The 23367-nt window shown below is 42.0% G+C and carries 24 protein-coding genes and 1 tRNA gene; 14 read left to right on the forward strand and 11 right to left on the reverse strand.

Translation table 11 applies throughout. The features are described from left to right. Positions 1 to 163: 163 nt before the first annotated feature. Positions 164 to 1123 carry a DUF6268 family outer membrane beta-barrel protein gene (locus AB4140_RS16035; RefSeq protein WP_133126422.1) on the forward strand — a complete coding sequence of 320 codons (960 nt, stop codon included), beginning with the start codon at positions 164 to 166 and terminating at the stop codon, positions 1121 to 1123. A 105-nt stretch (positions 1124 to 1228) separates the two neighbouring features. Here the strand turns inward: AB4140_RS16035 and AB4140_RS16040 are convergent, their stop codons facing one another. The 4 genes from AB4140_RS16040 to AB4140_RS16055 all read right to left on the reverse strand — a co-directional run bounded on the left by AB4140_RS16040 (position 1229) and on the right by AB4140_RS16055 (position 6848). After that, positions 1229 to 1789, reverse strand: a complete 561-nt coding sequence (locus AB4140_RS16040; RefSeq protein ID WP_102438720.1) for a chalcone isomerase family protein — start codon at positions 1787 to 1789, stop codon at positions 1229 to 1231. Between the two features lie 61 nt (positions 1790 to 1850). Beyond that, positions 1851 to 2330 (reverse strand): DUF2947 domain-containing protein, encoded by a 480-nt coding sequence (locus tag AB4140_RS16045; RefSeq protein WP_102438718.1) that lies wholly within the window; start codon positions 2328 to 2330, stop codon positions 1851 to 1853. A gap of 266 nt (positions 2331 to 2596) precedes the next feature. Beyond that, the gene (locus AB4140_RS16050) at positions 2597 to 4159 is read right to left on the reverse strand and encodes a methyl-accepting chemotaxis protein (RefSeq protein WP_372001719.1); all 1563 of its coding nucleotides are present in this window, start codon (positions 4157 to 4159) and stop codon (positions 2597 to 2599) included. A 379-nt stretch (positions 4160 to 4538) separates the two neighbouring features. Further along, the gene (locus AB4140_RS16055) at positions 4539 to 6848 is read right to left on the reverse strand and encodes a peptidase U32 family protein (protein ID WP_372001721.1); all 2310 of its coding nucleotides are present in this window, start codon (positions 6846 to 6848) and stop codon (positions 4539 to 4541) included. A gap of 125 nt (positions 6849 to 6973) precedes the next feature. On the opposite strand from AB4140_RS16055, the gene AB4140_RS16060 reads away from it, so the two are divergent. After that, positions 6974 to 7636 carry a glutathione S-transferase gene (locus AB4140_RS16060; protein WP_372001723.1) on the forward strand — a complete coding sequence of 221 codons (663 nt, stop codon included), beginning with the start codon at positions 6974 to 6976 and terminating at the stop codon, positions 7634 to 7636. A gap of 137 nt (positions 7637 to 7773) precedes the next feature. On the opposite strand, the gene AB4140_RS16065 is transcribed toward AB4140_RS16060, so the two are convergent. Then, entirely contained in the window at positions 7774 to 9186 is a 1413-nt protein-coding gene (locus AB4140_RS16065; RefSeq protein WP_303414356.1) for an endonuclease/exonuclease/phosphatase family protein, read from the reverse strand. 466 nt (positions 9187 to 9652) lie between these two features. Here AB4140_RS16065 and AB4140_RS16070 point away from each other — a divergent pair, with 466 nt between their 5' ends. Then, positions 9653 to 10237 carry a protein disulfide oxidoreductase gene (locus AB4140_RS16070; protein ID WP_102438710.1) on the forward strand — a complete coding sequence of 195 codons (585 nt, stop codon included), beginning with the start codon at positions 9653 to 9655 and terminating at the stop codon, positions 10235 to 10237. Positions 10238 to 10343: 106 nt separating this feature from the next. Here the strand turns inward: AB4140_RS16070 and AB4140_RS16075 are convergent, their stop codons facing one another. From AB4140_RS16075 to AB4140_RS16085, 3 genes are all read right to left on the reverse strand, one after another. Further along, entirely contained in the window at positions 10344 to 10676 is a 333-nt protein-coding gene (locus AB4140_RS16075) for a YegP family protein (protein ID WP_102438708.1), read from the reverse strand. A 217-nt stretch (positions 10677 to 10893) separates the two neighbouring features. Beyond that, positions 10894 to 10969: transfer RNA gene (locus AB4140_RS16080), tRNA-Arg, on the reverse strand. A gap of 56 nt (positions 10970 to 11025) precedes the next feature. Then, positions 11026 to 12216: a flagellar assembly protein T N-terminal domain-containing protein gene (locus AB4140_RS16085; RefSeq protein ID WP_372001725.1), complete on the reverse strand. Its 1191-nt coding sequence runs from the start codon at positions 12214 to 12216 to the stop codon at positions 11026 to 11028. A 272-nt stretch (positions 12217 to 12488) separates the two neighbouring features. Here AB4140_RS16085 and AB4140_RS16090 point away from each other — a divergent pair, with 272 nt between their 5' ends. Next, positions 12489 to 13193 (forward strand): FlgO family outer membrane protein, encoded by a 705-nt coding sequence (locus AB4140_RS16090; RefSeq protein WP_102519870.1) that lies wholly within the window; start codon positions 12489 to 12491, stop codon positions 13191 to 13193. Beyond that, positions 13190 to 13645: an LPP20 family lipoprotein gene (locus tag AB4140_RS16095; protein WP_102530793.1), complete on the forward strand. Its 456-nt coding sequence runs from the start codon at positions 13190 to 13192 to the stop codon at positions 13643 to 13645. Before AB4140_RS16090 ends, AB4140_RS16095 begins: the two co-directional genes overlap by 4 nt. A 131-nt stretch (positions 13646 to 13776) precedes the next feature. Here the strand turns inward: AB4140_RS16095 and AB4140_RS16100 are convergent, their stop codons facing one another. From AB4140_RS16100 to flgA, 3 genes are all read right to left on the reverse strand, one after another. Further along, entirely contained in the window at positions 13777 to 14202 is a 426-nt protein-coding gene (locus AB4140_RS16100; RefSeq protein ID WP_102440679.1) for a flagella synthesis protein FlgN, read from the reverse strand. 74 nt (positions 14203 to 14276) lie between these two features. Then, the gene (flgM, locus tag AB4140_RS16105) at positions 14277 to 14609 is read right to left on the reverse strand and encodes a flagellar biosynthesis anti-sigma factor FlgM (RefSeq protein ID WP_102440678.1); all 333 of its coding nucleotides are present in this window, start codon (positions 14607 to 14609) and stop codon (positions 14277 to 14279) included. A 72-nt stretch (positions 14610 to 14681) separates the two neighbouring features. After that, the gene (gene flgA, locus AB4140_RS16110; RefSeq protein WP_102440677.1) at positions 14682 to 15389 is read right to left on the reverse strand and encodes a flagellar basal body P-ring formation chaperone FlgA; all 708 of its coding nucleotides are present in this window, start codon (positions 15387 to 15389) and stop codon (positions 14682 to 14684) included. A 319-nt stretch (positions 15390 to 15708) separates the two neighbouring features. Between flgA and AB4140_RS16115 the strand changes: the two genes are divergently transcribed. The 9 genes from AB4140_RS16115 to flgH all read left to right on the forward strand — a co-directional run bounded on the left by AB4140_RS16115 (position 15709) and on the right by flgH (position 23329). Then, positions 15709 to 16629 (forward strand): chemotaxis protein CheV, encoded by a 921-nt coding sequence (locus AB4140_RS16115; RefSeq protein WP_102440676.1) that lies wholly within the window; start codon positions 15709 to 15711, stop codon positions 16627 to 16629. Between the two features lie 141 nt (positions 16630 to 16770). Continuing rightward, complete coding sequence (locus AB4140_RS16120) at positions 16771 to 17610, forward strand: protein-glutamate O-methyltransferase CheR (protein WP_102519869.1); 840 nt, start codon at positions 16771 to 16773, stop codon at positions 17608 to 17610. A 143-nt stretch (positions 17611 to 17753) separates the two neighbouring features. After that, positions 17754 to 18152: a flagellar basal body rod protein FlgB gene (gene flgB / locus AB4140_RS16125; protein ID WP_076540181.1), complete on the forward strand. Its 399-nt coding sequence runs from the start codon at positions 17754 to 17756 to the stop codon at positions 18150 to 18152. Positions 18153 to 18154: 2 nt separating this feature from the next. Next, entirely contained in the window at positions 18155 to 18571 is a 417-nt protein-coding gene (flgC, locus tag AB4140_RS16130; protein WP_102439333.1) for a flagellar basal body rod protein FlgC, read from the forward strand. A gap of 24 nt (positions 18572 to 18595) precedes the next feature. After that, the gene (gene flgD / locus AB4140_RS16135) at positions 18596 to 19393 is read left to right on the forward strand and encodes a flagellar hook assembly protein FlgD (RefSeq protein WP_102439332.1); all 798 of its coding nucleotides are present in this window, start codon (positions 18596 to 18598) and stop codon (positions 19391 to 19393) included. 75 nt (positions 19394 to 19468) lie between these two features. Then, positions 19469 to 20833, forward strand: a complete 1365-nt coding sequence (gene flgE / locus AB4140_RS16140; RefSeq protein ID WP_102439331.1) for a flagellar hook protein FlgE — start codon at positions 19469 to 19471, stop codon at positions 20831 to 20833. A gap of 253 nt (positions 20834 to 21086) precedes the next feature. Then, a complete protein-coding gene (gene flgF / locus AB4140_RS16145) occupies positions 21087 to 21830 on the forward strand; it encodes a flagellar basal-body rod protein FlgF (protein WP_076540191.1) in 744 nt (247 codons plus the stop codon). Positions 21831 to 21841: 11 nt separating this feature from the next. Further along, entirely contained in the window at positions 21842 to 22630 is a 789-nt protein-coding gene (gene flgG, locus AB4140_RS16150) for a flagellar basal-body rod protein FlgG (RefSeq protein ID WP_102439330.1), read from the forward strand. A 24-nt stretch (positions 22631 to 22654) separates the two neighbouring features. Beyond that, the gene (gene flgH / locus AB4140_RS16155) at positions 22655 to 23329 is read left to right on the forward strand and encodes a flagellar basal body L-ring protein FlgH (protein WP_102439334.1); all 675 of its coding nucleotides are present in this window, start codon (positions 22655 to 22657) and stop codon (positions 23327 to 23329) included. The last annotated feature ends 38 nt before the right edge of the window (positions 23330 to 23367 follow it).

Genomic DNA, 23367 nt, shown 5'->3' on the forward strand with positions numbered 1-23367 from the left:
TAAGCTGGGTTATCGCAAACTGGCTTAGATAACATGGTTATCAGCGCTAAAAAGTGCCATAAAATATTGAAATAGTGATCCAATTTAAAAGCGTTCCAGTATAGACGTTATGATTTATACCTGATAATTTCGATCGATATAATAATGAGAAAGGAAGCGATTAATGAAAACGATTTCAAGTTTGTCCCTCGTGCCAGAGCAAACTGCCTTTGAAGTTAAAAAGCGTTATTCAAAAAGGCTTTCTATTCCCTATGTTGCCAAGCTAGCAGCAGTGTCTAGCTTAGCGTTTAGCGCAACCGCTTCTGCCTACGATTACTCACCGTTTAAGTTTCATGTATCGCGCACTTCAACTGAAGCGGCTCAAGTCGGCAGCTCAGATACCGAACTGCAACGTGATGTATGGCGCATGAAGCTGTCGGCATCGATGCCTATTGGCAAAGAGTGGTCTATCGGCGCCAATGTAGGTTATGACAACCTCGATTATGGCTTTAAAAATGTTGGCGCAGGCCTACTGCAAGGTAACGTTACCCCTTGGAGTTCCATCAATAAATACAGTGCCGGTTTATCTTTAAGTTATCGCCCTAATGCCCAGTGGATGTTTTTATTCGCACCGAAATTACAATATTCCTATGCTAATACGGCATCGTCTTCAGATGCGCAAAGTTATGGGGTTGTGGCTTCAGGTATGTACCGCTTTAAGTCAGGTAACATGCTTGGGGTTGGGGTGGCGTACTTAAATGATATCTCTGAAGTAAAAACCATTCCTTACCTAGCGGTAAAATGGAACATAACCGATAAACTGTCGTTAAGTAATCCATTCCAAGCAGGCTTTAGTGGCCCAGCAGGTTTGGAGCTATCTTATAAACTTGATGACAAATGGAATTTTGGTTTAGGGGCTTCAAGACGTACCGAGCGCTTTCTAGTGACTGATGCTGAGCAAACTATTGAAGTAGAAGAGTGGGTTAGTTTTATTCGTGCGGGCTGGAATATCAGCAAGAAAGTATCGATTAATGCCTATGGTGGTTACTTCTTTGCTGGTGAAATGGAGCTAAGTCAACCTAAGGTGTCTGATGATATTGAAAATCAAGCGGCAGCAGGTTTAGCCATTGATATTAAGTTTTAAGCTTTATTAACTAGCCTTTTAGCAAAGGTGTTACATAAAACTAGCTATAAAAGCGACCATCAGGTCGCTTTTTTGTGGCTGTGGGTTAAGCGCTATTAACAGCGTTTATTTTGCCAACATGTTTTTGCGTAAGCTTTTTTGAGCAGGCTCATCGCCTAGCCAAATCTTGATTAACGCTTGTCTAAACGCTTCATTGGCAATTGTGGCTTGTTCTTGACCATTTTTAAAGCTGGTTACCCCAGCGTCTTTATGGGTGACAAAGGTAAATTGATCGCCTTTGCTGACTTCTTCGTTAAATAGTCCCATAAACGCATCAATACTGCTTTGAATGGATGCGCTATCGCCATTGGTGGCTGCATCAAAACCTTCGACAATGGCATCAGTCATTTTATCTGCGGTGATCATTCCAGAAGTGATATTGAGCCTAATCACTGATATCGGCTGGGCGATAACCGCATCTACATTGGTTGCAGGTGTTGCTAAGTACAAGCTGCCAACATATAAGTCCATAAAGAACTTGCTGCGCACCCCTGCGCCATTAAGGGCAAGCTGTTGCTCTGCAATCGTCATATTATCCGCCAGCTCAACACCTGAAACGGTTTTAGCTTCAGCCATTTGTGGTAACACTAACGCAGCGGTGAGGGCAATTATTGAAAGTCGTTTCATGGGCAACTCATTTTATAAAGTGTGATTTATACGGGCTGTGTGCTGATTTTGCACAACAAGATTACGAACGCGTTCCTAGCTTATATTGGCCATTTTGCTCGAACATAATGGCTTGTTTCTTTTTCGGGGCGATCAAAATTGGACCATCATCGAAAAACAAAAAGGCTTTCCAGTTTTGAGCAAACACTGCCCAGGTGGTTTCGATGATTTGGTATTTTTCATAACAGAAAAATACTTGGGTATCGTCACTCCAGTCAATAAACTCAGCAATCGGTTCTGGCAGGTTATTATCTTCAGAGTCCCATGCCGCTTGCCAGTGCTCGGTTTGCTTCCAAGCATCTTGCTTAGCTGCCCAGTCACCCTTAGAAAATAATTCAGCACGATTACACTTATTACTTATCCATTGATTCCAAACCATCATGGCACTTTTGTCCGTTAACGGTTTGATTAATGCTTTGTCTTCATCAGCAACAGGCAAATCTTTATGGTTAAAAATCCACTTGCGCTTATACACATCTAGCGGGATGTAAGTGTGTGCCAAAAATAGCTCCTAGGGTTTAAAGGGTAATTAAGTGGCCAATTATAACTTTTCGCTATAAATAGTGCTAGCTATTGCCTAGCTTTGGGATAAGAACACAGAGAAGGGCTTTATTGAGGCTGGCTTGTTTTGGGATCAGCCTGTATTGCATCGCTTGATATTGAAACAGGCAGATTGAAGCAGGCTCATTACACAAGCTTGCCAAGAGGGGTATCATGACTTCAGTGCGCCCAATACAGCGCACTGAGATCAGTTTTCCCTATAGCGGCTTATAATTTAAAACGGCGAATAAGAGAGTGAAATACCTTGATATTTTTTTCTAACTCTTCACTGGCATTGAGTGACTTATTGGCCGCAGAGCCCGTATCTGTTGCCCCATCAGCAATTTCAATAATTTGCTGGTTGATGTGCTCTGCAACAGCGCTTTGCTCTTCAACTGCTGAGGACATTTGAAAGGTCATATCGGTAATATTCGTCACCGCACCTTTTATTTTTTCCAGTGATGAGCGAGTTTTCTCAACTACTTCAAGGCCATTTTTAGTGGCAATTTCACCTTGGTGTGACATATCAACAGCGGCATTAGTACGAGCCGACAACTGCTTAATGACACTGTGGATTTGGTCGGTTGATTCACGGGTTTTTAAGGCAAGGGCGCGCACTTCATCGGCGACAACACTGAAGCCACGGCCTTGCTCTCCAGCCCGAGCCGCTTCAATGGCAGCATTGAGAGCCAGTAAGTTGGTTTGTTCAGCAATGGAGGAAATTAAATTGGCCGCTTGACCGATTTCTTCAGTTGAGGTGGCTAACTCTTTAATCGTAATAGCAATGCTGTCAACCGCATGACTTAGCTGGTGGATTGAGCTTAGGGACTCATCGGCCAGCGCTGCGCCAGAATCAACAAAGCTAATGGCATTTTCTGCACTGTGAGAGTTTTCTTCAATTTTTTGGGCGACTTCTTGAATAGCTTGGGACATCTGGGTGATCGCTGAGGCAATTTGTTGAGTCGCTAAGCCTTGATGCTCTACCGCTGCTTGAGTCACTGACACTTGAGTTTTACTGATATTGGAAATTTTGTCTAAGCCACTAACTGACTCATCGATACGAGTTAATGCTGTGCGGCAGCGGGCTATTTCACTAATGAAAGCCATTTTAGCTTGGGCGCTGGTGCCAGTATCATCAAAGTAGGTTTGGGCAACAGTTTCATTGGCAAATGATTTAGGGCTAATTAATAGTAGTTTATTCCACTGACTAGCTTGTTGCTGCAAACTCCAGCCAAGGCTTACTAGTCCAGCGATTAAGCTGGCTGTAGCCGCGACGCTGTTACCTTGCCAAGCAAGCATTAAGGTGAGTATTAGTGAGGGCAGAATAATTGGTAATGCTTTAGTGAAGCCCAATTTTAGGCGACTGCGCAGCGATGATGCTGACTTGCCAGCATTGATGCGCGCATAAGCACTGCTCGCACGTAGTTTTTCATCGGGTTCAGCTTGCACACGTACCGACTCATAGCCCACCAGTTTATTACCATCATAAACTGGAGTGACAAAAGCACTCACCCAGTAATAGTCTCCATTTTTGCGGCGATTTTTTACCAGCCCCATCCATACCTTGCCAGACTTTAATGTCTGCCACATAGTTTCAAATACCGCTTTGGGCATATCTGGGTGGCGAACAAGGTTATGCGGCTGACCAATTAGCTCTTCTCGGCTATAGCCACTGGTGTCGATGAATGCTTGGTTACAGTGGGTAATAACCCCTTGTGGATCAGTGCTGGAAATTAATGGTTTATCAGGTGAGAACAGATATTCTTTATTACTTGTTATACGTGCTGTCATATTTTTTCTTATTATTTTGTGACTAAGATCAAGTAAACTTGGGTGGTGTGATTCTGACCTCACTTTAAGGTGAATGCAATTTAAGCAACAAATAATAACAGTGTAAATTCCGTAAGTTACGACGCTAAAATCGAGAAGGGATTTAAGGTGTATTAAAAGCAGCTATTAAAACAAGCGTTTAAATATTTTGATAACATTCAACGCGCGATTCAAATTGTTACATTTAACGTGGTAATATTTGGATTTTTTTAGCATTAGTTGCTGATTTTAAATACCTTACCTATCCCCAAAAATCATATTGTGAAGACAAAAAAGCCCTGATGTCGCGAGCTACATCAGGGCTTTGTTACTGTGTTATCAATAAATCAGCGGGTTGGTATTACAAACCGTTGATGTACTGATCAACCGTTGACTCTGGCACCATGGCGGCAAGTTCTGACTTAACGTTTTGATTGCCTTGTAGCAATTGCTCAAACTGTTTTATCAATGCCAGCTTGTCAGGTGAGACTCGACTGCCTGCACCAATGTTGGTTAAATCAATCATGAAGCCGTCAAATAAATCAGCTAAATCGTCAACGATATCCATGTTCAAGAATTGGTCTTGATTATAAATACTTGGGTAACCAGCTTTTTGCTTATCAATGGCAAAAGAGTCACCTTTTAAGTTTTTAATGCTGGTGGATTTATCACAAGACAGCATACAGCCATTATCAATACGTGGTTTTTCACAGCCAACACTTTGTTGGAAGAAGCATTGTCTGCTGGCCATTAACAAAATTGGATGATAAATGCTGTAAAGCATTTTAAAGTCTTTAGGTCGGGCTAATTGCTTCATTTGTTGGCGGTTAATTTCATTTGAAATAAACGCACCGCTACAATCAAAGCCTTCTTTTAAGGCTAATAAAGCGTATGAGTTGGTGGTATTTAAAAATGGTCCAGCAATCCATTTAACACCTAGCTTTTGGGCGTGATAAGCAATACCTGTATTGTTAGTTACGATAAGCTCAGGTTTTACTTGTTGTAAAATATTAAGCGCTGCATCGTAATCTTTACCAATCAATACTGGCGGGAACCATGGAATTAAGCGTGGGTTTTGCTTGAAGAATTCCACATATTTAGTGCAGCCACGTTTATAGGCATCTGGCAGTTTGAAATAAATATCAGCATCGGTTGCTTGGGCTAGTGCCACATCCGCTTCATCACAAATCAAAATAGATAACTGTGGCTGGGCTGTTTCAGCGTCAGCTTTTACTGCCACTTTAGGGTGGCGTTCAAGTTTTGGTAACTCAACCGTTGGGATCACTTCAATGCCATCGTTTAAATAAGCTAACAGCTGATTTTTAAGGGTGGTGATCTCGCGATATGGAATACTTAAGCCATCTGCTAAACCACTGCAATCTAAGCTGATTAATTCATAATTGGCGTTATTGATATTTTTAAAACGCTTTTCAATGGCTTCTTGGTCAACACTGAGTTTTTCGCTTGGCAGCATACTACTGCTTGAATGCAGCACTAAGGTTTGCTGCTCTGCCGAGGCCAGTTTACTGCTCATTTGTTCAGTGGTAACAGTCAGGCTTAAGGGCTGACCTTGTTTACTGGCAAAGGCCAATGATAGCTTGATTTTCTCAATACTTAAGTGGGCAATTTTATCATCCACAGAGGCATTAATTTGCTGCTTATCGATTTGCAATTGCTGCTGGGCATCGTGGATTTGCACCACTGAAATCGACTCACCTTTTTCTGCTTTTAATTGGTCAACCAAATGATTTTTAGAGTTATCCCGTGGGTTATCAATAAACATTGATTGGTTTAAATCGCCGCGTAAAAAGGCGTTGGTAAAGTCGCGGTTAAATACTTTATATAAGCGCTCGCCATCTTGGGTCAATTCACCTGTTTCAACATAGCCATCAATTTGCTTACGGAAACTATCAATCACAGTATGTACGTAACTGGCACCTTTAATACGGCCTTCAACTTTAAATGAATACACTCCAGCTTCAATTAACGCCGGTAGGTCAAAAAAGGCGGAGTTATCTTTAATGTTTAGCGGAAAATTATTACCTGATTCAGTGGTTTCATACTCTTCACGACAAGCTTGGCTACAGCGGCCTCGGTTACCTGAGTTACCCGCGCTGGCTGAGGTTGAGTAACATAAACCTGAAAACGCCACACATAATGAGCCATGGACAAACACTTCAAGGAGCATGTCATGCTCGCGGCCAACTTCTGCAAGGGTAGTGATTTCACGTAGGTTTAGTTCACGGGATAAATTCACCCGCTCTGCGCCTAAATGCTTTAAAAACGGGATTTGGCCTGCATTGTGGGTGGTTAACTGGGTTGAAGCGTGAATAGCTAAAGTCGGAAAATGTTTTCTCAGTACATACAGTAAGCCCAAATCTTGCACAATAACGCCGTCTAAGGTGGTATTTACCAACTTATTAAGTAACTTCATTAAGGTTTTAAATTCTTGCTCAAGAATAACGATATTCAAGGTTAAGAAGATTTCGCAGTCGTACTGATGGGCAAGTCGAATGATCCCAACCAATTGGTCAAAAGAAATATTAGCAGCGCGATTACGAGCATTAAAGGTATCTAAGCCGCAATAAACAGCATCTGCACCAGCAATAATTGCGGCTTTAATCGCCTCGACATCACCGCCAGGGGCTAATAATTCAATCTTAGGTTTCATGTTTTAGACTTGCTCCGTTAATTTTAATGCAGGGATGTTACCCGTATATTTTACTAATGAATATGGTTAAAGTAGATAATTAATTAGCCAGTGTGCATATATGTAGTTGGGATTAACATATAACAATGAATAAAATCATAGATTTACCTGTACTCTATTCTCTAAGGAATTGCCCCTTTGCCATGCGAGCAAGAATTGCCATTTATAAGTCAAATCAGCCTATTTGGCTTAGAGATATTGTATTAAGTGACAAACCCGCTGAAATGTTAGCTGCTTCCCCTAAGGCCACAGTGCCGGTGATCGTGACCCCAAAAGGGCAGGTGATAGAAGAAAGTTATGAAGTGATGTTGTGGGCATTAAGCCAAAGCGATCCTGATGATTTACTGTTTGCCACTGACGCCTCTAAATTTGATTCGATGCTTGCGCTTATCTATCGTTTTGATAGTGAATTTAAGTCCTGCCTTGAAAACTACAAATGCGCCAAACGCTATAGCGAATCAAATATTGTGGAATGTCGTCTGGCCTGTGAAGTCTACGTACAACAACTTGAGCTGTTGTTATCCGAGCATGAATTTTTGTTTGCGGATCGTGAGAGTTTAGCTGATATCGCATTGTTACCTTTTATCAGGCAATTTGCCCGAGTAGAGCGGCAATGGTATTTGCAGTCGCCATATCCACATGTAAGAGCATGGCTTAATGCTTATCTGCAAAGCAAAATGTTCAGTAAAGTGATGACTAAATATCCTCTATGGCTTGAAAGCCGACAAGATGTAATATTTCCTGATTAACACTTTTAGCTGCTATTGAGCGCATAGTTAAAAACAAAAAGTTAAAACAAAAAGCCCGCAAATGCGGGCTTTATCTGTAGTTAACACAAGTGCTTAAAGCACTCATGTTAAACCAGTTGAGCTAATATAAGTGCTAATTAAAGCGCTACGTTGATCCACACTAAACGGTGGTCTGAAGACACCGACTTTCCGCCGCCGCCCCATTTACCTACACGTTCGTCATTCATCATTAAACGACCTTCTTCGAAAGTTGCAGGCCAGAACACCCCTGAGTCAGTGACATTCAAATCACTTGATGGAATAACATGGTCTAAGCGTAAACCTGAAGTACTAGTAACCGCATCTGGGTATTTAGTGTCCCAGTTTTCTGCACGACATTCACCGTTAGACAAACACTCTGGTCCGCCTAAGCTACTTGGTGCGTAAATTCCGTGAGTAGCAAGTTGGTTAACTTGGTCACTGTACATTAAGTCTTTGATGGTATCTAAGTAGCCGTCACCACTTTCAGGATCAGCATTCAAATCACCCAAGATAACAAATGATGCATCGCTATCGATACCGCCTTTGTTACCTTCATCATCGTAAATATAGCTACCTTCACCTGATGTGTAATCGTCCCAGAATTTGATTTCAGCACGGTTAAGTAACTTGTTATTTTCAGTTACCGTATCAAAAATAGGTGGTGTTGGGTGCGACATTAATAAGTGAATCACTTTATCGCCATCTGCTGTAGGAATAATAATAGGTGCATCAACATGGTTTTTAGATGACATTGGTCTTTCTGCCCAAGCTTCAGCAGTGTACCACTCATCGCCACAAGCCATTCCTTCCGGAATTGGATTGTTTTCATCGTCACAATTAATAATTGTTGGGTTAGTTTCACCAGGCATATCCTTCCATTTAAAATCTTGGAATGTGCGGATATTATCTGTATCAATTGGGTATTGAGACAGTAAGCTGAATGCATATTGACCGTGGTAGAAACCGAAGCCCCAGGCGTCATCAGGTAGCGCCACTTTGCCATCACGGTTTAAATCGTGACCACTTAATAGGCCTGTATTAGTGGCGAAGTTTTCAAAATAACCAAACTGGATTGGCTCAAGGGCTTTAAATTCTTCAGACGTTGAACCTAAAGCATTTTGTGGCACAGTCAGGTAGTTTAAACGGAAACCTTGGATTGCTTGTTGGTTTTCTGCTGTACCATCGTTATTGAATTCACCCATCCATAAGATTGCAGGTCGTTCAGTTTGGATAATTGCTGCAACGTTACGAATTTGAATAACCTTTTCTGCCACAGCGAGTTCTTCGTCGCTAAGTGACTCATCGAACCATTTATTCATTAATTCATCTTGCTCAGCGACGGTTAACGCCATTTCAGCGACAAGATCTTCATAAGTAAAACGATCGAAAGACAAGTTATAAGCACCGATGCGTACATCAGTTGTTTCAGGTGCTGGTTCACCTGGATAGTAATTATTAGTTTCGTCATTGCAACCAGCAAGTAAAGCAACACTCACTGCCATGGCAGCAGCTGTTTTTAACACTTTCATTTTTAACCCCATTATTATAAATATATGCCTCCTTTCTTGGAAGCTAAGGGATTTTAAACACCTGAAAAGCTGGCTAACAAGTATAAATTGAAGTTGTGACTGGCTTGTTTCCACAGAGCTTTTTATTTTAAAGTTACGTTTCACGCTTGGTGTTATTGTGTTTTTGTTTGGTTGTATTTGTTGGGGTTTATCAGCAGTAACTAAACTGATACATACTGACATTAGCTTTTAGTATGCTAGCGTATAAGCGAAACAAAGCGCTTTAATGAAAACTACTTTCACTTTTAGATGCTGACTTTAAAACCCAATGAGCTGCTAATTAATATTTTTTAGCTTATGTGACAATAAATAATGTAAATTTCCGGCTGCTTATTCAGCAGCGCGAACGATTTAATTAATGATTTTAGGTTGCACCATCAAGTGCCTGTCATTTCCCTATTTTGTAAAACATATAAAGAGGTAAATCATGAGTCGCTTGTTTTCTTCTGATAGCAAACAACAACATCAGAGCCAGCTAGATAGTAAGTTGCCAGATGCTAGTAACAAAGTGCCTTTAGGGAAAAAGATCTTCGGCTGGTTAAAGCAAATCGTCATACTGATTGTGTTCGTGATGGTCATTACGGGTTTAATGGATTTATGGCGCGGCAAAGACATTCAGCATGATAACTTACCTGAATTACAGGGAGTAACCCTTAAAGGTGAAAGGGTCGATGTATTGGCGATTAGCCAAGATAAGCCGGTGTTGGTGTATTTTTGGGGAAGCTGGTGCCCAATATGCCGCACAGTAAGCCCAGCCGTTGAAACCATGTCGGCTTATTATCCGGTGATCAGCGTGGCAATGGCGTCAGGCAACAATCATGAAATACAAGCTTACCTTGATGATAAAGGCTATAGCTTTGAAGTGATAAACGATCAGCAAAGTGAACTCAGCAATGACTGGTCGGTACAAGTCGCGCCAACCATTATGGTATTTAATAAAGGTAAACTCACATCCTATACAACAGGGATGACTAGCGTAGTGGGCCTGTGGTGGCGCATGCTGCTGGCATAATTTAGTTGTTGATAGCTAATCAGTTGTAGATAGTTAATCGGTTGTAAATAGTAAAAGCTCCCAAAGCAAAAGGTTCGAGAGCTTTTATTATGATATTTAAAACGAGTTAACAGAGATCTTTTATGGTGGTAGAGCTACCATTATCCATCACTGAACGAATACCATTATCTCGTGATGCGACACTGGCATACATCTGACTGGTACCAATAATTTGATGATTAGCCGCTTTAAGGTTGAAATAGGGCTTATCATTTTTAGCGGTTTCTTTAGTGAATTTATCTTCGCTTTGAGAATTGACTTGCACCGAGGCGATACCATTATTAGCGCCACTTTTAGCGGCATATAGCTCACTGGTCAGTATCACCTCGCCATTGCCAGCCTTTAATGCAAACTTGAACTGACCATTATTGCCTTTGCTTAACTCGAACCATCCAGACATAACACGCTCCTAATTACAGTGCTTATAGTGCTTATAGTGCATATAGTTAGTGCATACCAAAAATGGTATGCACTATGTTTTATGAAATTAAGTCTAGTAAAAAGAACGTTTAGCGGTAGCAACTTTAGTTTGAGTTTCAGCAATAAAATGGAAGGTGCTTGAGCGTTACAAACTTGAACTGAAAATCCGAAGGATAGCGAACGATCAATAAAAAATATGGTCTCCCCACAAGGACTCGAACCCTGATCGATCGCTTAGGAGGCGACTGCTCTATCCTGTTGAGCTATAGGGAGACTAAGCGCAATTATACAAGTTTTAATCTTGATTAAAAGGCTTTAAATTTAGTTGCTTAAATCTTAATCACGATATCTTGTATTTGAATATTCCCTGTTGCGTCTATGCCTTGTAATACTGCGGTGGCACTTTCTTCTGATACTTGATCAATAGTGACTGTTGCGCGGTTTGGTGTGGCAACGGCGCGCATTAAATTCACTCTGTCTGGGATATTTTGTTGCAATACAATTTGAAAGCTATCACCGGCTCTCACATGGTGCTTACGGCCTAAGTTAATAATTATTCTATTGCCTTGTTTAGCCACAATTTGTCCCAGCAGCGGGCGACAATTTAGCAAATTATCAATGTCAGCAGTGCTTTGCTGCATAAGCTGGTTAACCGTTTGGCCATAGCTTGAGCGCCAAAAACGTTTAGTGGTGGGTGATACGGTTTCGTCACGTTTAAACTCCCACTGCGCCTGTGCTGAGTAATCTTTACTCCAGACTTTTTCACCGCTAATAGCGTGATACAAAGTTAACTTAAAGCTGATTTGTCTTTGTGGATAGCCGTGAAATAAGCCAAATATTAATCCTGAGGTGGGCTCGGTTGACATATCGAGGATTTCTGGTTGTAAGATATATTGGCTATCGGTGATTTCGCCTAACCAACTTGGGATGCGATTACCTTTAAAATTGATTAACTCATTGCTGTGATCGAGTGCTTCATCGGCGTGAATGCGGGCAAAGCTATTATGGGAGTGACTATTTAGTAGCACGCCATACTGTTGTGATAGTGCTTGAGTAAAGTTTAATAACTGACCATAACGTAATTGAGCGCGATCTTGAATACTGGCCTGAGGCACCATTATTGCCGCTCTTAATTGCTGACCTCGGCATTGCTGAGCTGAGTCGTCTTGAAGATCTAATCTTAGTAATACAGTAATGTCAGTGCTGGTGAGCATTTCAGATACCAGTTCAATATTATTGTCTTGTCCTATATGACTAAACTGAAATGCATCTTGGCTTAACTGCCCCTGACCCGAGATGTATTGACTATTAACGTTAACACCAACCCCAGCTTGCATGCTGGCATAGCTTAGCGCTTGGCTGATCGCCACTTCACGCGCCTTATCTACATTGCCATTAATGATATTCGCATGGCCTGTTACTTCAATAATTTCAGCTTTTAACGGCAGACTCAAGATACTGACAAACAGCAATATGGCTGCGGAGTAGAGTCGCTGGGTTGTTTTACTGCATATTTTCATATTAATCACTTGCTTAAAGATAACGATGAACGACTAATACAGTGCCAAGTTTATGGCGTTAAAGTACTAGGAGCGATTGTTTGAGAATAAATGCAAATAATGTGCCTGTTATTGGTTTTCAATATATAAGTCGTTAAGCCAATGCTGAAAGGGATTAATTATCTAAAGTTTTTATCCTGATTGCCGATAGTGTTTTTAGAATTCATTTTTAACCTTTAGGCCTCAAACGCCTTAGCCCATAGCAATGCTTGAGTTAAATACAGGAATGCAATATGCGCCGAATTGGTTTACTTCCAATCATGATGTTGATGACAGCTTGTGCTGGCTCACAACCGACAGAGTATGATGATTTATCTTATGTCAATGAAGGCTATGAGATGAATTTTTGGTATGAGTCTGAGCCCAAAACGGATCATGTTATTCGCTACGATATTCAGCAGTCAGGCATAGCGCCCAAAGCTGGGGTTAACCGCTTGGCGGAAAAAATTGTCAATGAATTAGTGCTACAAAACGACAGCTTACGAGCTGATCAACCACTGCTGATCACCACACCTGTCATGCTTGATGATTACGGACAAACTAATTTGCTGGGGCAGCAATTGCAGCAAGGCATGTTGACTGCATTTCATGCCAATGAATTTAATCTTGTTGATATGAATGTGGCTAGTTCACTTCGCGCCACTGCGGAGGGTGAGTTTATTTTAAGCCGCGACTGGAAGCAGCTTGCCACAGATTTAGCGGTATCCCATGTGGTCGTAGCCACAATGGGCACTACCTCAGAGGGTGTGGTGGTCAATGCCAGAATTGTCAATACTAGCAATAATCGAGTAGTGTCAGCGGTACAAACCTTTGTTAAAACCCACAGCCTGCCAGGCTATTTAACACCTGCCAATAAGGTGATTTCAAAAGACGGCATCTTGTATCGAAACGAGCATGCAGGTATGGCAAGCGTGACTATTTTAGGAGATAACCAATGAAGGCAATACTGTTTGCAGCCCTGACAGCAGCCCTCACCTTGTCCGGGTGTGCGGTAAACGACAAGTATGTGCAATGGGAAACCGAGGCGCCTAAACAATTTCCTAAACTAACCGCTATTGGTTATGCGCCGTTAGCAACGCAACCGGCAACAGAGCAATCTCACAAGGTGTTAATGGCGATGCAAGCGTCTAAAATTGCCGCTTATCGTGAACTGGCTGAGCAAGTGTATGGCCAGCAGATTGATGCCAGTAGCCAGGTCGATGATTGGTTGCTGAATAAGCAAACCGTTACCGCCAGTGTCTCGGGCATGATTAAAGGCGCTAAAGTGGTCAAAAGCTATCCGGCTGGTGATATGTATGTGACTGAGTTAGAACTGGATTTTTCACAGGTATGGAGCCTATATCAGCAGCAAAATAGGCCTAGAACGATTAAGCATGTGACTTACTTTTAGTTAAATTTAATTATTTAAATCCAGTCATTTAAATTAACTTAACTGAAGTACAAAAAAACCGCTCTTTGAGCGGTTTTTTGGTTTTTAAAACACAATCTAGCAACTCGCAGGGCAGTTAATTACCGCCTCGATTATGCTTTAAGGTTTTGCCCTAAAGAGGAAATCGTTGAAGTTCGGCCTTTGTCATTATAGGTCAGGCTTGATGCATTACGGCTCATTTGCAGCGCTTGAGAGAAGCGATTAAGGCTGGCTATATTAAGCTCAATTAAGCTGGCATTTTGACTATTGATGGCCTTGCACTCGTCTAGAATCGCTTTGGCTTCTTCGACTTTAACAATTAGTTCTGGCTCAGCGTTTAATAATGCTTTTTCTGGGTGAGAGGCTAACTTTTCATCATTAAGTTTGAGGTTGTTTAGGCAGTCAACCTTGTCTTTTGCCAGTGACAGTAGTTTATCTGCGTCACGTTCAGTAAGGGCTAATTTTTCTTCAGATACAAGTAATTTCAGCGACGACAAGGTGTCGTGCTGAAAAGATAACAGCTGTAGTAATTCAGTCATAAGTTACTCTTTATTAAAACCCACATTACCCGTTAAGTAATGTGTGGCCGATAATATCAAGAGTAACGATGAGGTTACTCTTGGTCGAAATTTAATCCGTCAAGATCAGCTTCAAAGCTAGCAATGTTAGCAGCTAACTTTTCAGGATCGACTTTGTAGCGACCTTCTGAAATTGCTAATTTAATTGCATCAACTTTGCTTTGGTCAACTTCTGGTAAAGATGCCATATTACTCTGCACTCCCTGCAGCTGCTGCGCTTGTGCAGTAATACTGACCGAATCCGTTTTTACTGGGGCAGCCGTGGTCTTAGCCGCTGAGTCAGCTGTTTGCGTTGTTGCTCCTGCGTCGCGATTGGTGCGCAACTGAGCATGAGAAGCTGTTTTTAGATGGTTAATATCAATTGCCATGTGAGGCTCCAGCGTAATGTTAGGGTTTTCCAAACAGGTTATCGGCCTTGTCAGAAAAAACTTTAGAATATTTTACATTCTAACTTCAACTTCGCCAACGCCTGTGACAATGACATCTAATCGCCTGTTAGAATTGCTATTTCTGACTCTAATAGCATCGCCAATATTACCATCTCTTAGTGCTTCTCCGGCAGTTTTTATTTCAAATGCGTTTGTTTTAGCATAAATAGATACCGAATCTCCTTTGCAAACAAAGCATAAATTATTGTTTAGCAAAGGCGCTTTAGCTGACACACGCCTTTTTGAGCGGGTACCGAGTAATTGTGAGATCTCAGAAAAAAACTGCCCGCGGATACTGTGTTGGTCAACATAGTTAATTGCCACATTATCTGCTGTGATTAACTCACCTTTTTCAATAATTCCCAATGCTGTCACCACTGGATACATAACCTCAACTTTAACCGAGATAAACATTTGCCATGGGTAGTCATAATCAGGGCTGATACAGCTAATTTTGACTGTGTTGGTGCGGCTAATTTCGCGGTCACTGGCCATTTCAACACTAATGGGTGGCAAACATCTTGGCGGTGTTAATCGGCCATCAAGATTTTGCGGGCTAATGTTGATCACCGCATTGGGCTTTTTAGCAATTTTTTTTGCTACTACCTCTTTAGCTAATTCAGTAATGGTCGATAGAGAGTAAGTTATGGTGGCATCTTCACTGGCGTTAACCGGTAAAGATAAAAAAATAATGATCAATAGTAGAATGTTTTTCTTCATAATATTCTAACTAGCTTGATTGGCCAGGTTACCTCTAAACTTCAATTTTAATTAGCAATGATAAGGCTAAACATTCTCAATGTTATCTTTGTCAGAAGTTTGACTTTTTTCATTGAAATCGTCGCTTAAATGCGATGTGACCACAATCAAGCAAAAACTATGCCTATAGCTAAATTTAAGCGCTAAACCAGCAAATTGGCATAAATTACTGTGTTACAATTTGCGAAAATGGTTTTACTGTCGCTTTAAAACACTGATTAACAGTGAACTCTAATAATAAATCCCACTAGGGAAAGCATTCATAAAACAAGGCAGGGTTATGTCGAGCATTCTTGATTCAGTTAATAAACGTACCCAACTGGTAGGCCAAAATAGACTGGAGTTACTGCTTTTTAAACTTAATGGTCGCCAACGTTTCGGTATCAACGTTTTTAAAGTAAAAGAAGTATTACAGTGTCCGCCACTGACAAAGTTACCCCGTTTAAGCCCAATGATTAAAGGCATTGCTCACATTCGGGGCTCGACTATTTCAGTGATTGATTTAAGTGCGGCAACCGGTGGCCGTCCGTTGGCATCGACTGAAAATTGCTTCATCATTATTGCTGAGTATAACCGCAGTATTCAGGGCTTTTTGGTTAGCTCAGTAGAGCGCATTATTAATATGAATTGGGAATCAATTATGCCACCGCCACAAGGGGCTGGGCGCAACTCTTATTTAACTGCAGTAACCGAAATCGAAGGTGAATTGGTTGAGATTTTAGATGTTGAAAAAATTCTTGATGAAATATCACCAGTAAAAACGGAATTAAGCCAAGCTGCCAGTGATGCTATTACCATTGATAAAGAGCAGCATTACCATATTATGGTGATTGATGACTCTGCAGTTGCTCGTAAGCAAATTATCCGTTCATTATCGTCATTGAACCTGCAAATTGACACCGCTATTGATGGTAAAGATGCCTTAGAGAAATTAAAAGCGATTGCCACTGAGATGGATAATGTTGCCGATGAAATTCCACTGATTATTTCAGACATTGAAATGCCAGAAATGGATGGCTATACCTTAACGGCGGAAATTCGCGACGATCCAAAACTTAAAGATATTAAAGTGGTGCTGCATACTTCATTAAGTGGCGTGTTTAATCAGGCCATGGTTGAAAAGGTCGGCGCAAACGACTTTATCGCTAAGTTTAATCCCGATGAGTTAGCGTCAGCGGTCAACAAACATCTCATTTTATAATAATTCAATCTACAACCTAGGGCTGATGATTCACCATAGGTTGTAGATTTCACGTTTGTTACCAAGCGCTCGGTAACCAAACAAAGCGGCGGCTTTAAATTGCAAACAATGTAAAGCGCCTCTTTAAAATAGGATGTAAAAGTGCCGAACAAATCACTTGCTGAAGCAGAATATAATCAGTTTAAGCTTTTTTTAGAGCAACACAGTGGCATTGTATTAGGTGACAACAAGCAATATTTAGTAAAAAGTCGCTTAGCGCCTTTAATGGGCAAGCATGATTTGCCCTCATTATCGGAAGTGGTTAAGCGCTCAATGAAGCCAATGGAGCGGCATTTACGGGCGGAAGTGATTGACGCTATGACCACAAATGAAACTCTGTGGTTTAGAGACAAATACCCGTTTGAATTACTTCATGATGCTTTATTACCTGAATATAGCCGCTTAGGTCGGCCGTTAAAAATATGGTCAGCCGCTTGCTCGTCAGGGCAGGAGCCCTATTCATTGGCAATGACTATTTTAGAGTATCAGCAGCGTAAGCCGGGGGCATTGCCTGGTAGCGCGACGATCCAAGCCACCGATTTATCACCTTCAATGCTAGCACGTTGTAAAAAGGCCGAATATGACAGCTTAGCCTTAGCCCGTGGGCTATCAGATGAGCGAAAGCGACAATTTTTTGATCCAATGCCGTCAGGTCATATGAAAGTGAAAGATAATGTTCAGCGGTTAGTGAATTTTAGAAGTCATAACCTGCTTGAAAGTTATAGCTTATTGGGTAAGTTCGATATTATCTTTTGTCGTAATGTGTTGATTTATTTTTCTCCAGAGGCAAAAGCTAAAATTTTGCGGCAATTTGCTGCCGCCCTTAATCCCAATGGGATTTTATTTTTAGGGGCGTCAGAATCTATCTCAGGTTTAAGTGATGAATTTACGATGGTGCGTTGTAACCCAGGGATTTACTATCAAAAGAAAAATATATTGTAAGTTTATGAATTAATATGTTTTTAGTTAATAAAATGCCGACTAACGTCGGCATTTTTCATTTTTATCCTTTCTCATCTTAAAACCGCAATATTTTGGCATAAGGTTTGCTTTGTTAGTGACAGTTAGCTGATGGAGGCAATTTTATGGCGATTAATTTTGAAAATGGTTTAGGGGTACATCAATACTCGTTGGGCATACGTGCTCAAAGGGCTGAAGTGCTATCTAGTAATATCGCCAATGCCAATACCCCGGGTTACAAAGCCCGTGATGTAGACTTTGCCTCTGCCATGAATAGCGCCCGCTCTCATCAGCAAGGGCTGCAAATGAGTCAAACAACTGACAAGCACTTTGACCTTAAAGCGTTAAGCCAAGAGCATGTGCAGTTTCGGGTGCCAAATCAGCCAGACACAGGTGACGGTAATACGGTGGATATGCAAGAAGAGCAATCTGCATTTATGCAAAACTCTTTGGAATATCAAATGTCACTGGGCTTTCTTGAAAGTAAGTTTTCTGGCATGCGTAAAGCCATTAGAGGTGATTAATTATGAGTCTTTTTAATATTTTTAATGTGTCAGGCTCGGGTATGTCTGCGCAATCGGTGCGCTTAAATACCACCGCCAGTAATATTGCTAATGCCAACACAGTATCAAGCAGTGTCGGTGAGACCTATAGAGCTCGTCATCCTATTTTTGAGGCTGAAATGGCCAAAGCCAGTCATCAGCAAAATAGTTCTCATAGTGTCAGTGTTAAAGGCGTTGTAGAAAGCGATAAACCGTTATTAAAAGAATTCTCACCTAATCATCCAATGGCTGATAACGATGGGTTTATTTATAAACCCAATGTCAATGTGATGGAAGAAATGGCCGATATGATTTCTGCTTCTCGGTCATATCAAATGAATGTTCAAGTGGCTGATGCCGCCAAATCAATGTTGCAGCAAACGCTTCGTATGGGTAAGTAATATGAATTTAGTTGGAGGTAAACAATGAGCCTCGTTAATCCTTACAGTAGTCAGTCATTACCGCAGTTGCAGACGTCTACCACGGCTTCCACCGTCTCCACTAATTCAGTGGCGACAAACTCACAAACTACACAGGTATCAGACAGTAGCTTTTTAGATAGCCTAACCGCTGCGCAATCAGCTAGCACCACCGAAACCGGAGAAGCTAAAAGCCAAGAGCTAACCCAATCGGATTTCTTTGCGCTTTTGAGTCAACAGCTGTCAATGCAGGACCCGTTTAAACCTGTTGAAAACGATCAGATGATCGCACAAATGGCGTCCTTCGCGACCGTTGATGGTATTGCCAACTTAAATGCTGAAATTTTGAATTTGAACAGTGTGATGAGCTCAAGTCAGGCATTACAAGCCTCGGGCTTAGTGGGGCAAAAGGTGCTCATTCCATCAGATATTGGCCATGTCTCAGAAGAAAACCCAGTCATTAACGGTGTCATTAGTACGCCACAGCCAATCGATACCATTACCGTCACCATTGAAGACGAGTCAGGCCAAGTGATTAAAACTTTTGAGGTTGATGGCTCTGCAGGCGGCAACATTGATGTCAGCTGGGATGGCCTTGATAAAGATGGCGAACCCGTAGAAGAAGGCATGTATGCCATTAAAGCTAACGGTAAAGTTGATGGCAACGCCGAAGATTTAGCGGTTTCAACTTATGCCCATGTCACTAGTGTGTCTTTAGGCAGTGTCGCCAGCGGTCCGATCCTTAACCTCAGAGGCCTAGGTGGTATTCAATTGTCTGATGTACTGGCAGTGGCAGAAAGTTAATAACACAAACAATAATAAGCTGCCAGAAATCTGGCAGCCACACAGAACCTAATTTAAAGCGCTAAGAGGTGATTTATGTCGTTTAATATTGCATTGAGTGGTATCGCAGCTGCTCAAAAAGATCTCAACACCACGGCTAATAACATTGCCAACGTCAATACCATTGGTTTTAAAGAGTCTCGCGCTGAATTTGCCGATGTTTATGCTAATTCAATTTTTTCAAATGGTAATACCGCAGTGGGCGGCGGCGCAACCACAACTCACGTAGCGCAACAGTTTCAGCAAGGTAGCTTACTGTTTACCAACAACTCCTTAGATATGGCTATTAGTGGCGGTGGTTTCTTTGTTACTTCATCTGAAGCGGGCAGCCAAGATCATGCATTCACCCGTGCTGGTGCATTTAAAGTAAACTCAGAAAGTTTTATGACAGATTCAGCCGGTAACTATTTACAGGGTTTCCCTGTGGATGCTGATGGTAATTCGACTTCAGTGAGTTTAACCACCACCCAACCGATTAAAATCCCCGATACTGCAGGTAGCCCAGTGAAAACCGGTAACGTTGGTTTTCAAATGAACCTCAATGTTGGTGATGAAGAACTTGATCCCGCAAACTTTGATCCAGATGACGCAGATACTTACAATAACTCAACCTCAGTAACTATTTATGATTCACTTGGTGAGGCTCATATCTTGACCACTTATTTTGTTAAACCAGAAGGTGGTTCCCATACTGGTGAGAATAACTGGGTTGCCTTTTATGCTGTTGATGGCAAGCAAGTGGATATTGATGCGCCAACGGGTGGTTCATTCCCAACAGATACTACTGGTGATGGTATTGCTGATTCAACTGGTACCGCTGAAAACGCATCCGGCTGGAAAGGCTCAGTACTTACATTTAATGATGCTGGAACTTATACAGGATCTGATCCTGCGGTAGTGTCTACGGTTGAACTAGGTAGTAATGGCGCAGGTGTTATCGGCACCGGCGCTGACGGCTCGCAAAAGGTGAACATCGATTTTAATAATCCTACTCAATACGCCTCACCGTTTGAAGTGACAGAGTTAACCCAAGATGGCACCACAGTCGGGCGCTTAACCAATGTCGGTGTCGGCGATGACGGTTTAGTAACAGCCAGTTACAGTAACGGTTCAACCGTGCCATTAGCTCGGGTAGCATTAGTACGCTTTTCTAATGAGCAAGGCTTAACTCAAGTAGGTAATACCTCTTGGAAAGCCAGCTTAGACTCAGGCCCAGCACTAGCAGGTGAGGCCAATAGCGGCACTTTTGGTAGTATTCGCTCGTCAGCACTTGAGCAATCAAATGTTGATTTAACCACCGAGCTGGTGGATTTGATTTCAGCTCAACGTAACTTCCAAGCCAACTCACGTACCCTTGAAGTGAACAATACCCTTAACCAAACGGTATTGCAGATCCGCTAATTAATCTCGCGCTTTAGTAATCTCGCGCTTTAGTAAAGAGTTGCCGCCATGGCAACTCTTTGCCTTATTGTTCACCTCATTCTTCACCTCGTTACTACAGCCATTAACCTGCCCAATATTGCTTATCTTGTAAATTTCCCCGCTGTTTATAACTGCAAATTTCATCTAAAACTCAAACCCTTAATTTTTTGGCACGTTGATTGCTAGTTCTGTGTATATCTTTTGTTATGAAGAAAGTTTGACGGAGCGGTAAATGGACAAATTACTTTATGTTGCCATGAGCGGCGCTAAGCAGAATATGAATGCTTTGGCGGTGCGAGCCAACAATTTAGCTAATGTGAATACTGACGGCTTTAGAGCTGATTTGGTTCAAGCACGCTCTATGCAAGCTTTTGGCGAAGGTTTACCGACTCGTGTTTTTGCAATGACAGAAAGCCCCGGGCATAACTTTGACTCAGGCCCACTTAAAACCACAGGTCGTGATTTAGATATTGCCGTTAAAGATAAAGGCTGGATAGCTGTGCAAGCTGCTGATGGCGGTGAAGCCTATACCCGTTCAGGCAGTCTAAATTTTGACACTACCGGCTTACTCACTAATGCGCGTGGCAATCCGATTATGGGGGAGGCTGGGCCAATTGTGCTGCCACTGCCGGTTGAAAAAGTGCAAATCTCCCCTGACGGTATTATCTCGGTTAGACCCCAAGGCGCCACAGCCGACATAGTCGAAGAAGTTGCGCGGATTAAATTGGTTAACCCCAACAACGCCGACATGATGCGCGGTGAGGATGGCTTGTTTCGTTTAACCACAGGGCAAAACATCCCTAATGATCCCAATGTTCAAGTTGAAAGTGGCGCAGTTGAAGGCAGTAATGTCAATGCGGTATCTGAAATGGTGGCGCTAATTGATATTCAGCGCCAATACGAAATGCAAGTGAAGATGATGAAAAACGCCGAAGATCTTGATCGCGCCTCGTCAGCTTTAATGAGAATTAGTTAGGAGTAATTATTATGCATCCTGCTTTATGGATCAGTAAAACCGGCCTAGATGCCCAACAAACCGACATTTCGGTTATTTCTAACAACGTGGCCAACGCCAGTACCATTGGCTATAAAAAAAGCCGCGCAGTGTTTGAAGATTTGCTTTATCAAACCGTTAACCAAGCGGGCGGCGTCAGTGCTGATAACACCAAACTACCTAATGGCTTAAACCTCGGTGCGGGTACCAAAGTGGTTGCCACGCAAAAGATGTTTACCCAAGGCAATATGTTAACCACAGACAATGCCTTAGATCTAATGATTGAAGGTCCAGGCTTTTTTGAAGTTGAAATGCCAGATGGCACCGCAGCTTATACCCGTAACGGCCAATTTAGCCTAGATGAAAATGGCCAAATTGTGACCCCAGGTTCGGGTTATGTCATCCAGCCTGCCATCACCATTCCTGATGATGCCACTTCAATCACAGTGTCATCTGAAGGTGAAGTTTCAGTGAAACTTTCAGGTGCTACAGAAAATACCGTCATTGGTCAGTTAGCCATGAGCGACTTTATTAATCCATCAGGGTTAGACCCACTAGGGCAAAACCTTTACACCGAAACCGGTGCCAGTGGCACGCCGATTCAGGGCACGGCTTCATTGGATGGTTTAGGGGCTATTCGTCAAGGGGCGCTTGAAACGTCAAACGTTAACGTGACTGAAGAACTGGTTAACTTGATCCAAAGTCAACGTAATTACGAAATGAACTCGAAAGTGATATCAGCTGTTGATCAGATGATGTCTTACGTAACACAGAACTTATAAGCTTTGATGATAAGAGAGGGGATGATGAATAAGGTTTTAGTCTTAGCATCAGCATTTGTGATGCTGGGTTGCAGCTCAACTCAGCAAAAACCCATAGCCGATGATCCATTTTATGCGCCTGTTTACCCAGAAGCGCCGCCAACCCAAATGGTGTCAACGGGTTCAATTTACATGGATCATCAATCATCCAGTTTGTACTCGGATATTCGTGCCCACAAAGTGGGTGACATTATTACCGTATTGCTTAATGAGTCGACCCAAGCGAAGAAAAGTGCCAATAACGAAATTAAAAGAGGCTCTGATTTAAGCGTCGATCCGGTTTATGCCGGTGGCAGCAATCTGTCGATTAAAGGAATTCCGCTAGATTTTCGTTATTCAGATGACATGAATACCAAGCGTGAGTCAGATGCCGATCAGTCAAACAGTTTAGACGGCAGCATCTCAGCCAATGTCATGCAAGTGCTTAACAATGGCAATTTAGTTATTCGCGGCGAAAAGTGGATTTCAATTAATAATGGTGATGAGTTTATTCGCGTTACTGGCATGGTACGTAGTCAAGATATCACTCCTGATAATACCGTTGAATCCACCCGTGTTGCCAATGCTCGGATTCAATATAGCGGTACCGGCACTTTTGCCGATGTCCAAAAAGTGGGTTGGTTAAGCTCCTTCTTTATGGGCCAATGGTGGCCTTTCTAAGGAGTTAACCATGAAAATCAAATCCCTCATTTTATTAT

The organism is Shewanella sp. 10N.286.51.B2, from assembly GCF_041469265.1.
Taxonomy (GTDB): Bacteria; Pseudomonadota; Gammaproteobacteria; order Enterobacterales; family Shewanellaceae; genus Shewanella.

Excerpts from the sequence above, each read along its gene's own strand:
- AB4140_RS16035 (WP_133126422.1), top strand. The coding sequence starts at position 164 with ATGAAAACGATTTCAAGTTTGTCCCTCGTGCCAGAGCAAACTGCCTTT.
- AB4140_RS16040 (WP_102438720.1), bottom strand. The coding sequence starts at position 1,789 with ATGAAACGACTTTCAATAATTGCCCTCACCGCTGCGTTAGTGTTACCA.
- AB4140_RS16050 (WP_372001719.1), bottom strand. The coding sequence starts at position 4,159 with ATGACAGCACGTATAACAAGTAATAAAGAATATCTGTTCTCACCTGAT.
- AB4140_RS16055 (WP_372001721.1), bottom strand. The coding sequence starts at position 6,848 with ATGAAACCTAAGATTGAATTATTAGCCCCTGGCGGTGATGTCGAGGCG.
- AB4140_RS16060 (WP_372001723.1), top strand. The coding sequence starts at position 6,974 with ATGAATAAAATCATAGATTTACCTGTACTCTATTCTCTAAGGAATTGC.
- AB4140_RS16065 (WP_303414356.1), bottom strand. The coding sequence starts at position 9,186 with ATGAAAGTGTTAAAAACAGCTGCTGCCATGGCAGTGAGTGTTGCTTTA.
- AB4140_RS16070 (WP_102438710.1), top strand. The coding sequence starts at position 9,653 with ATGAGTCGCTTGTTTTCTTCTGATAGCAAACAACAACATCAGAGCCAG.
- AB4140_RS16075 (WP_102438708.1), bottom strand. The coding sequence starts at position 10,676 with ATGTCTGGATGGTTCGAGTTAAGCAAAGGCAATAATGGTCAGTTCAAG.
- AB4140_RS16085 (WP_372001725.1), bottom strand. The coding sequence starts at position 12,216 with ATGAAAATATGCAGTAAAACAACCCAGCGACTCTACTCCGCAGCCATA.
- AB4140_RS16090 (WP_102519870.1), top strand. The coding sequence starts at position 12,489 with ATGCGCCGAATTGGTTTACTTCCAATCATGATGTTGATGACAGCTTGT.
- AB4140_RS16095 (WP_102530793.1), top strand. The coding sequence starts at position 13,190 with ATGAAGGCAATACTGTTTGCAGCCCTGACAGCAGCCCTCACCTTGTCC.
- AB4140_RS16100 (WP_102440679.1), bottom strand. The coding sequence starts at position 14,202 with ATGACTGAATTACTACAGCTGTTATCTTTTCAGCACGACACCTTGTCG.
- flgM (WP_102440678.1), bottom strand. The coding sequence starts at position 14,609 with ATGGCAATTGATATTAACCATCTAAAAACAGCTTCTCATGCTCAGTTG.
- flgA (WP_102440677.1), bottom strand. The coding sequence starts at position 15,389 with ATGAAGAAAAACATTCTACTATTGATCATTATTTTTTTATCTTTACCG.
- AB4140_RS16115 (WP_102440676.1), top strand. The coding sequence starts at position 15,709 with ATGTCGAGCATTCTTGATTCAGTTAATAAACGTACCCAACTGGTAGGC.
- flgB (WP_076540181.1), top strand. The coding sequence starts at position 17,754 with ATGGCGATTAATTTTGAAAATGGTTTAGGGGTACATCAATACTCGTTG.
- flgC (WP_102439333.1), top strand. The coding sequence starts at position 18,155 with ATGAGTCTTTTTAATATTTTTAATGTGTCAGGCTCGGGTATGTCTGCG.
- flgD (WP_102439332.1), top strand. The coding sequence starts at position 18,596 with ATGAGCCTCGTTAATCCTTACAGTAGTCAGTCATTACCGCAGTTGCAG.
- flgE (WP_102439331.1), top strand. The coding sequence starts at position 19,469 with ATGTCGTTTAATATTGCATTGAGTGGTATCGCAGCTGCTCAAAAAGAT.
- flgF (WP_076540191.1), top strand. The coding sequence starts at position 21,087 with ATGGACAAATTACTTTATGTTGCCATGAGCGGCGCTAAGCAGAATATG.
- flgG (WP_102439330.1), top strand. The coding sequence starts at position 21,842 with ATGCATCCTGCTTTATGGATCAGTAAAACCGGCCTAGATGCCCAACAA.
- flgH (WP_102439334.1), top strand. The coding sequence starts at position 22,655 with ATGAATAAGGTTTTAGTCTTAGCATCAGCATTTGTGATGCTGGGTTGC.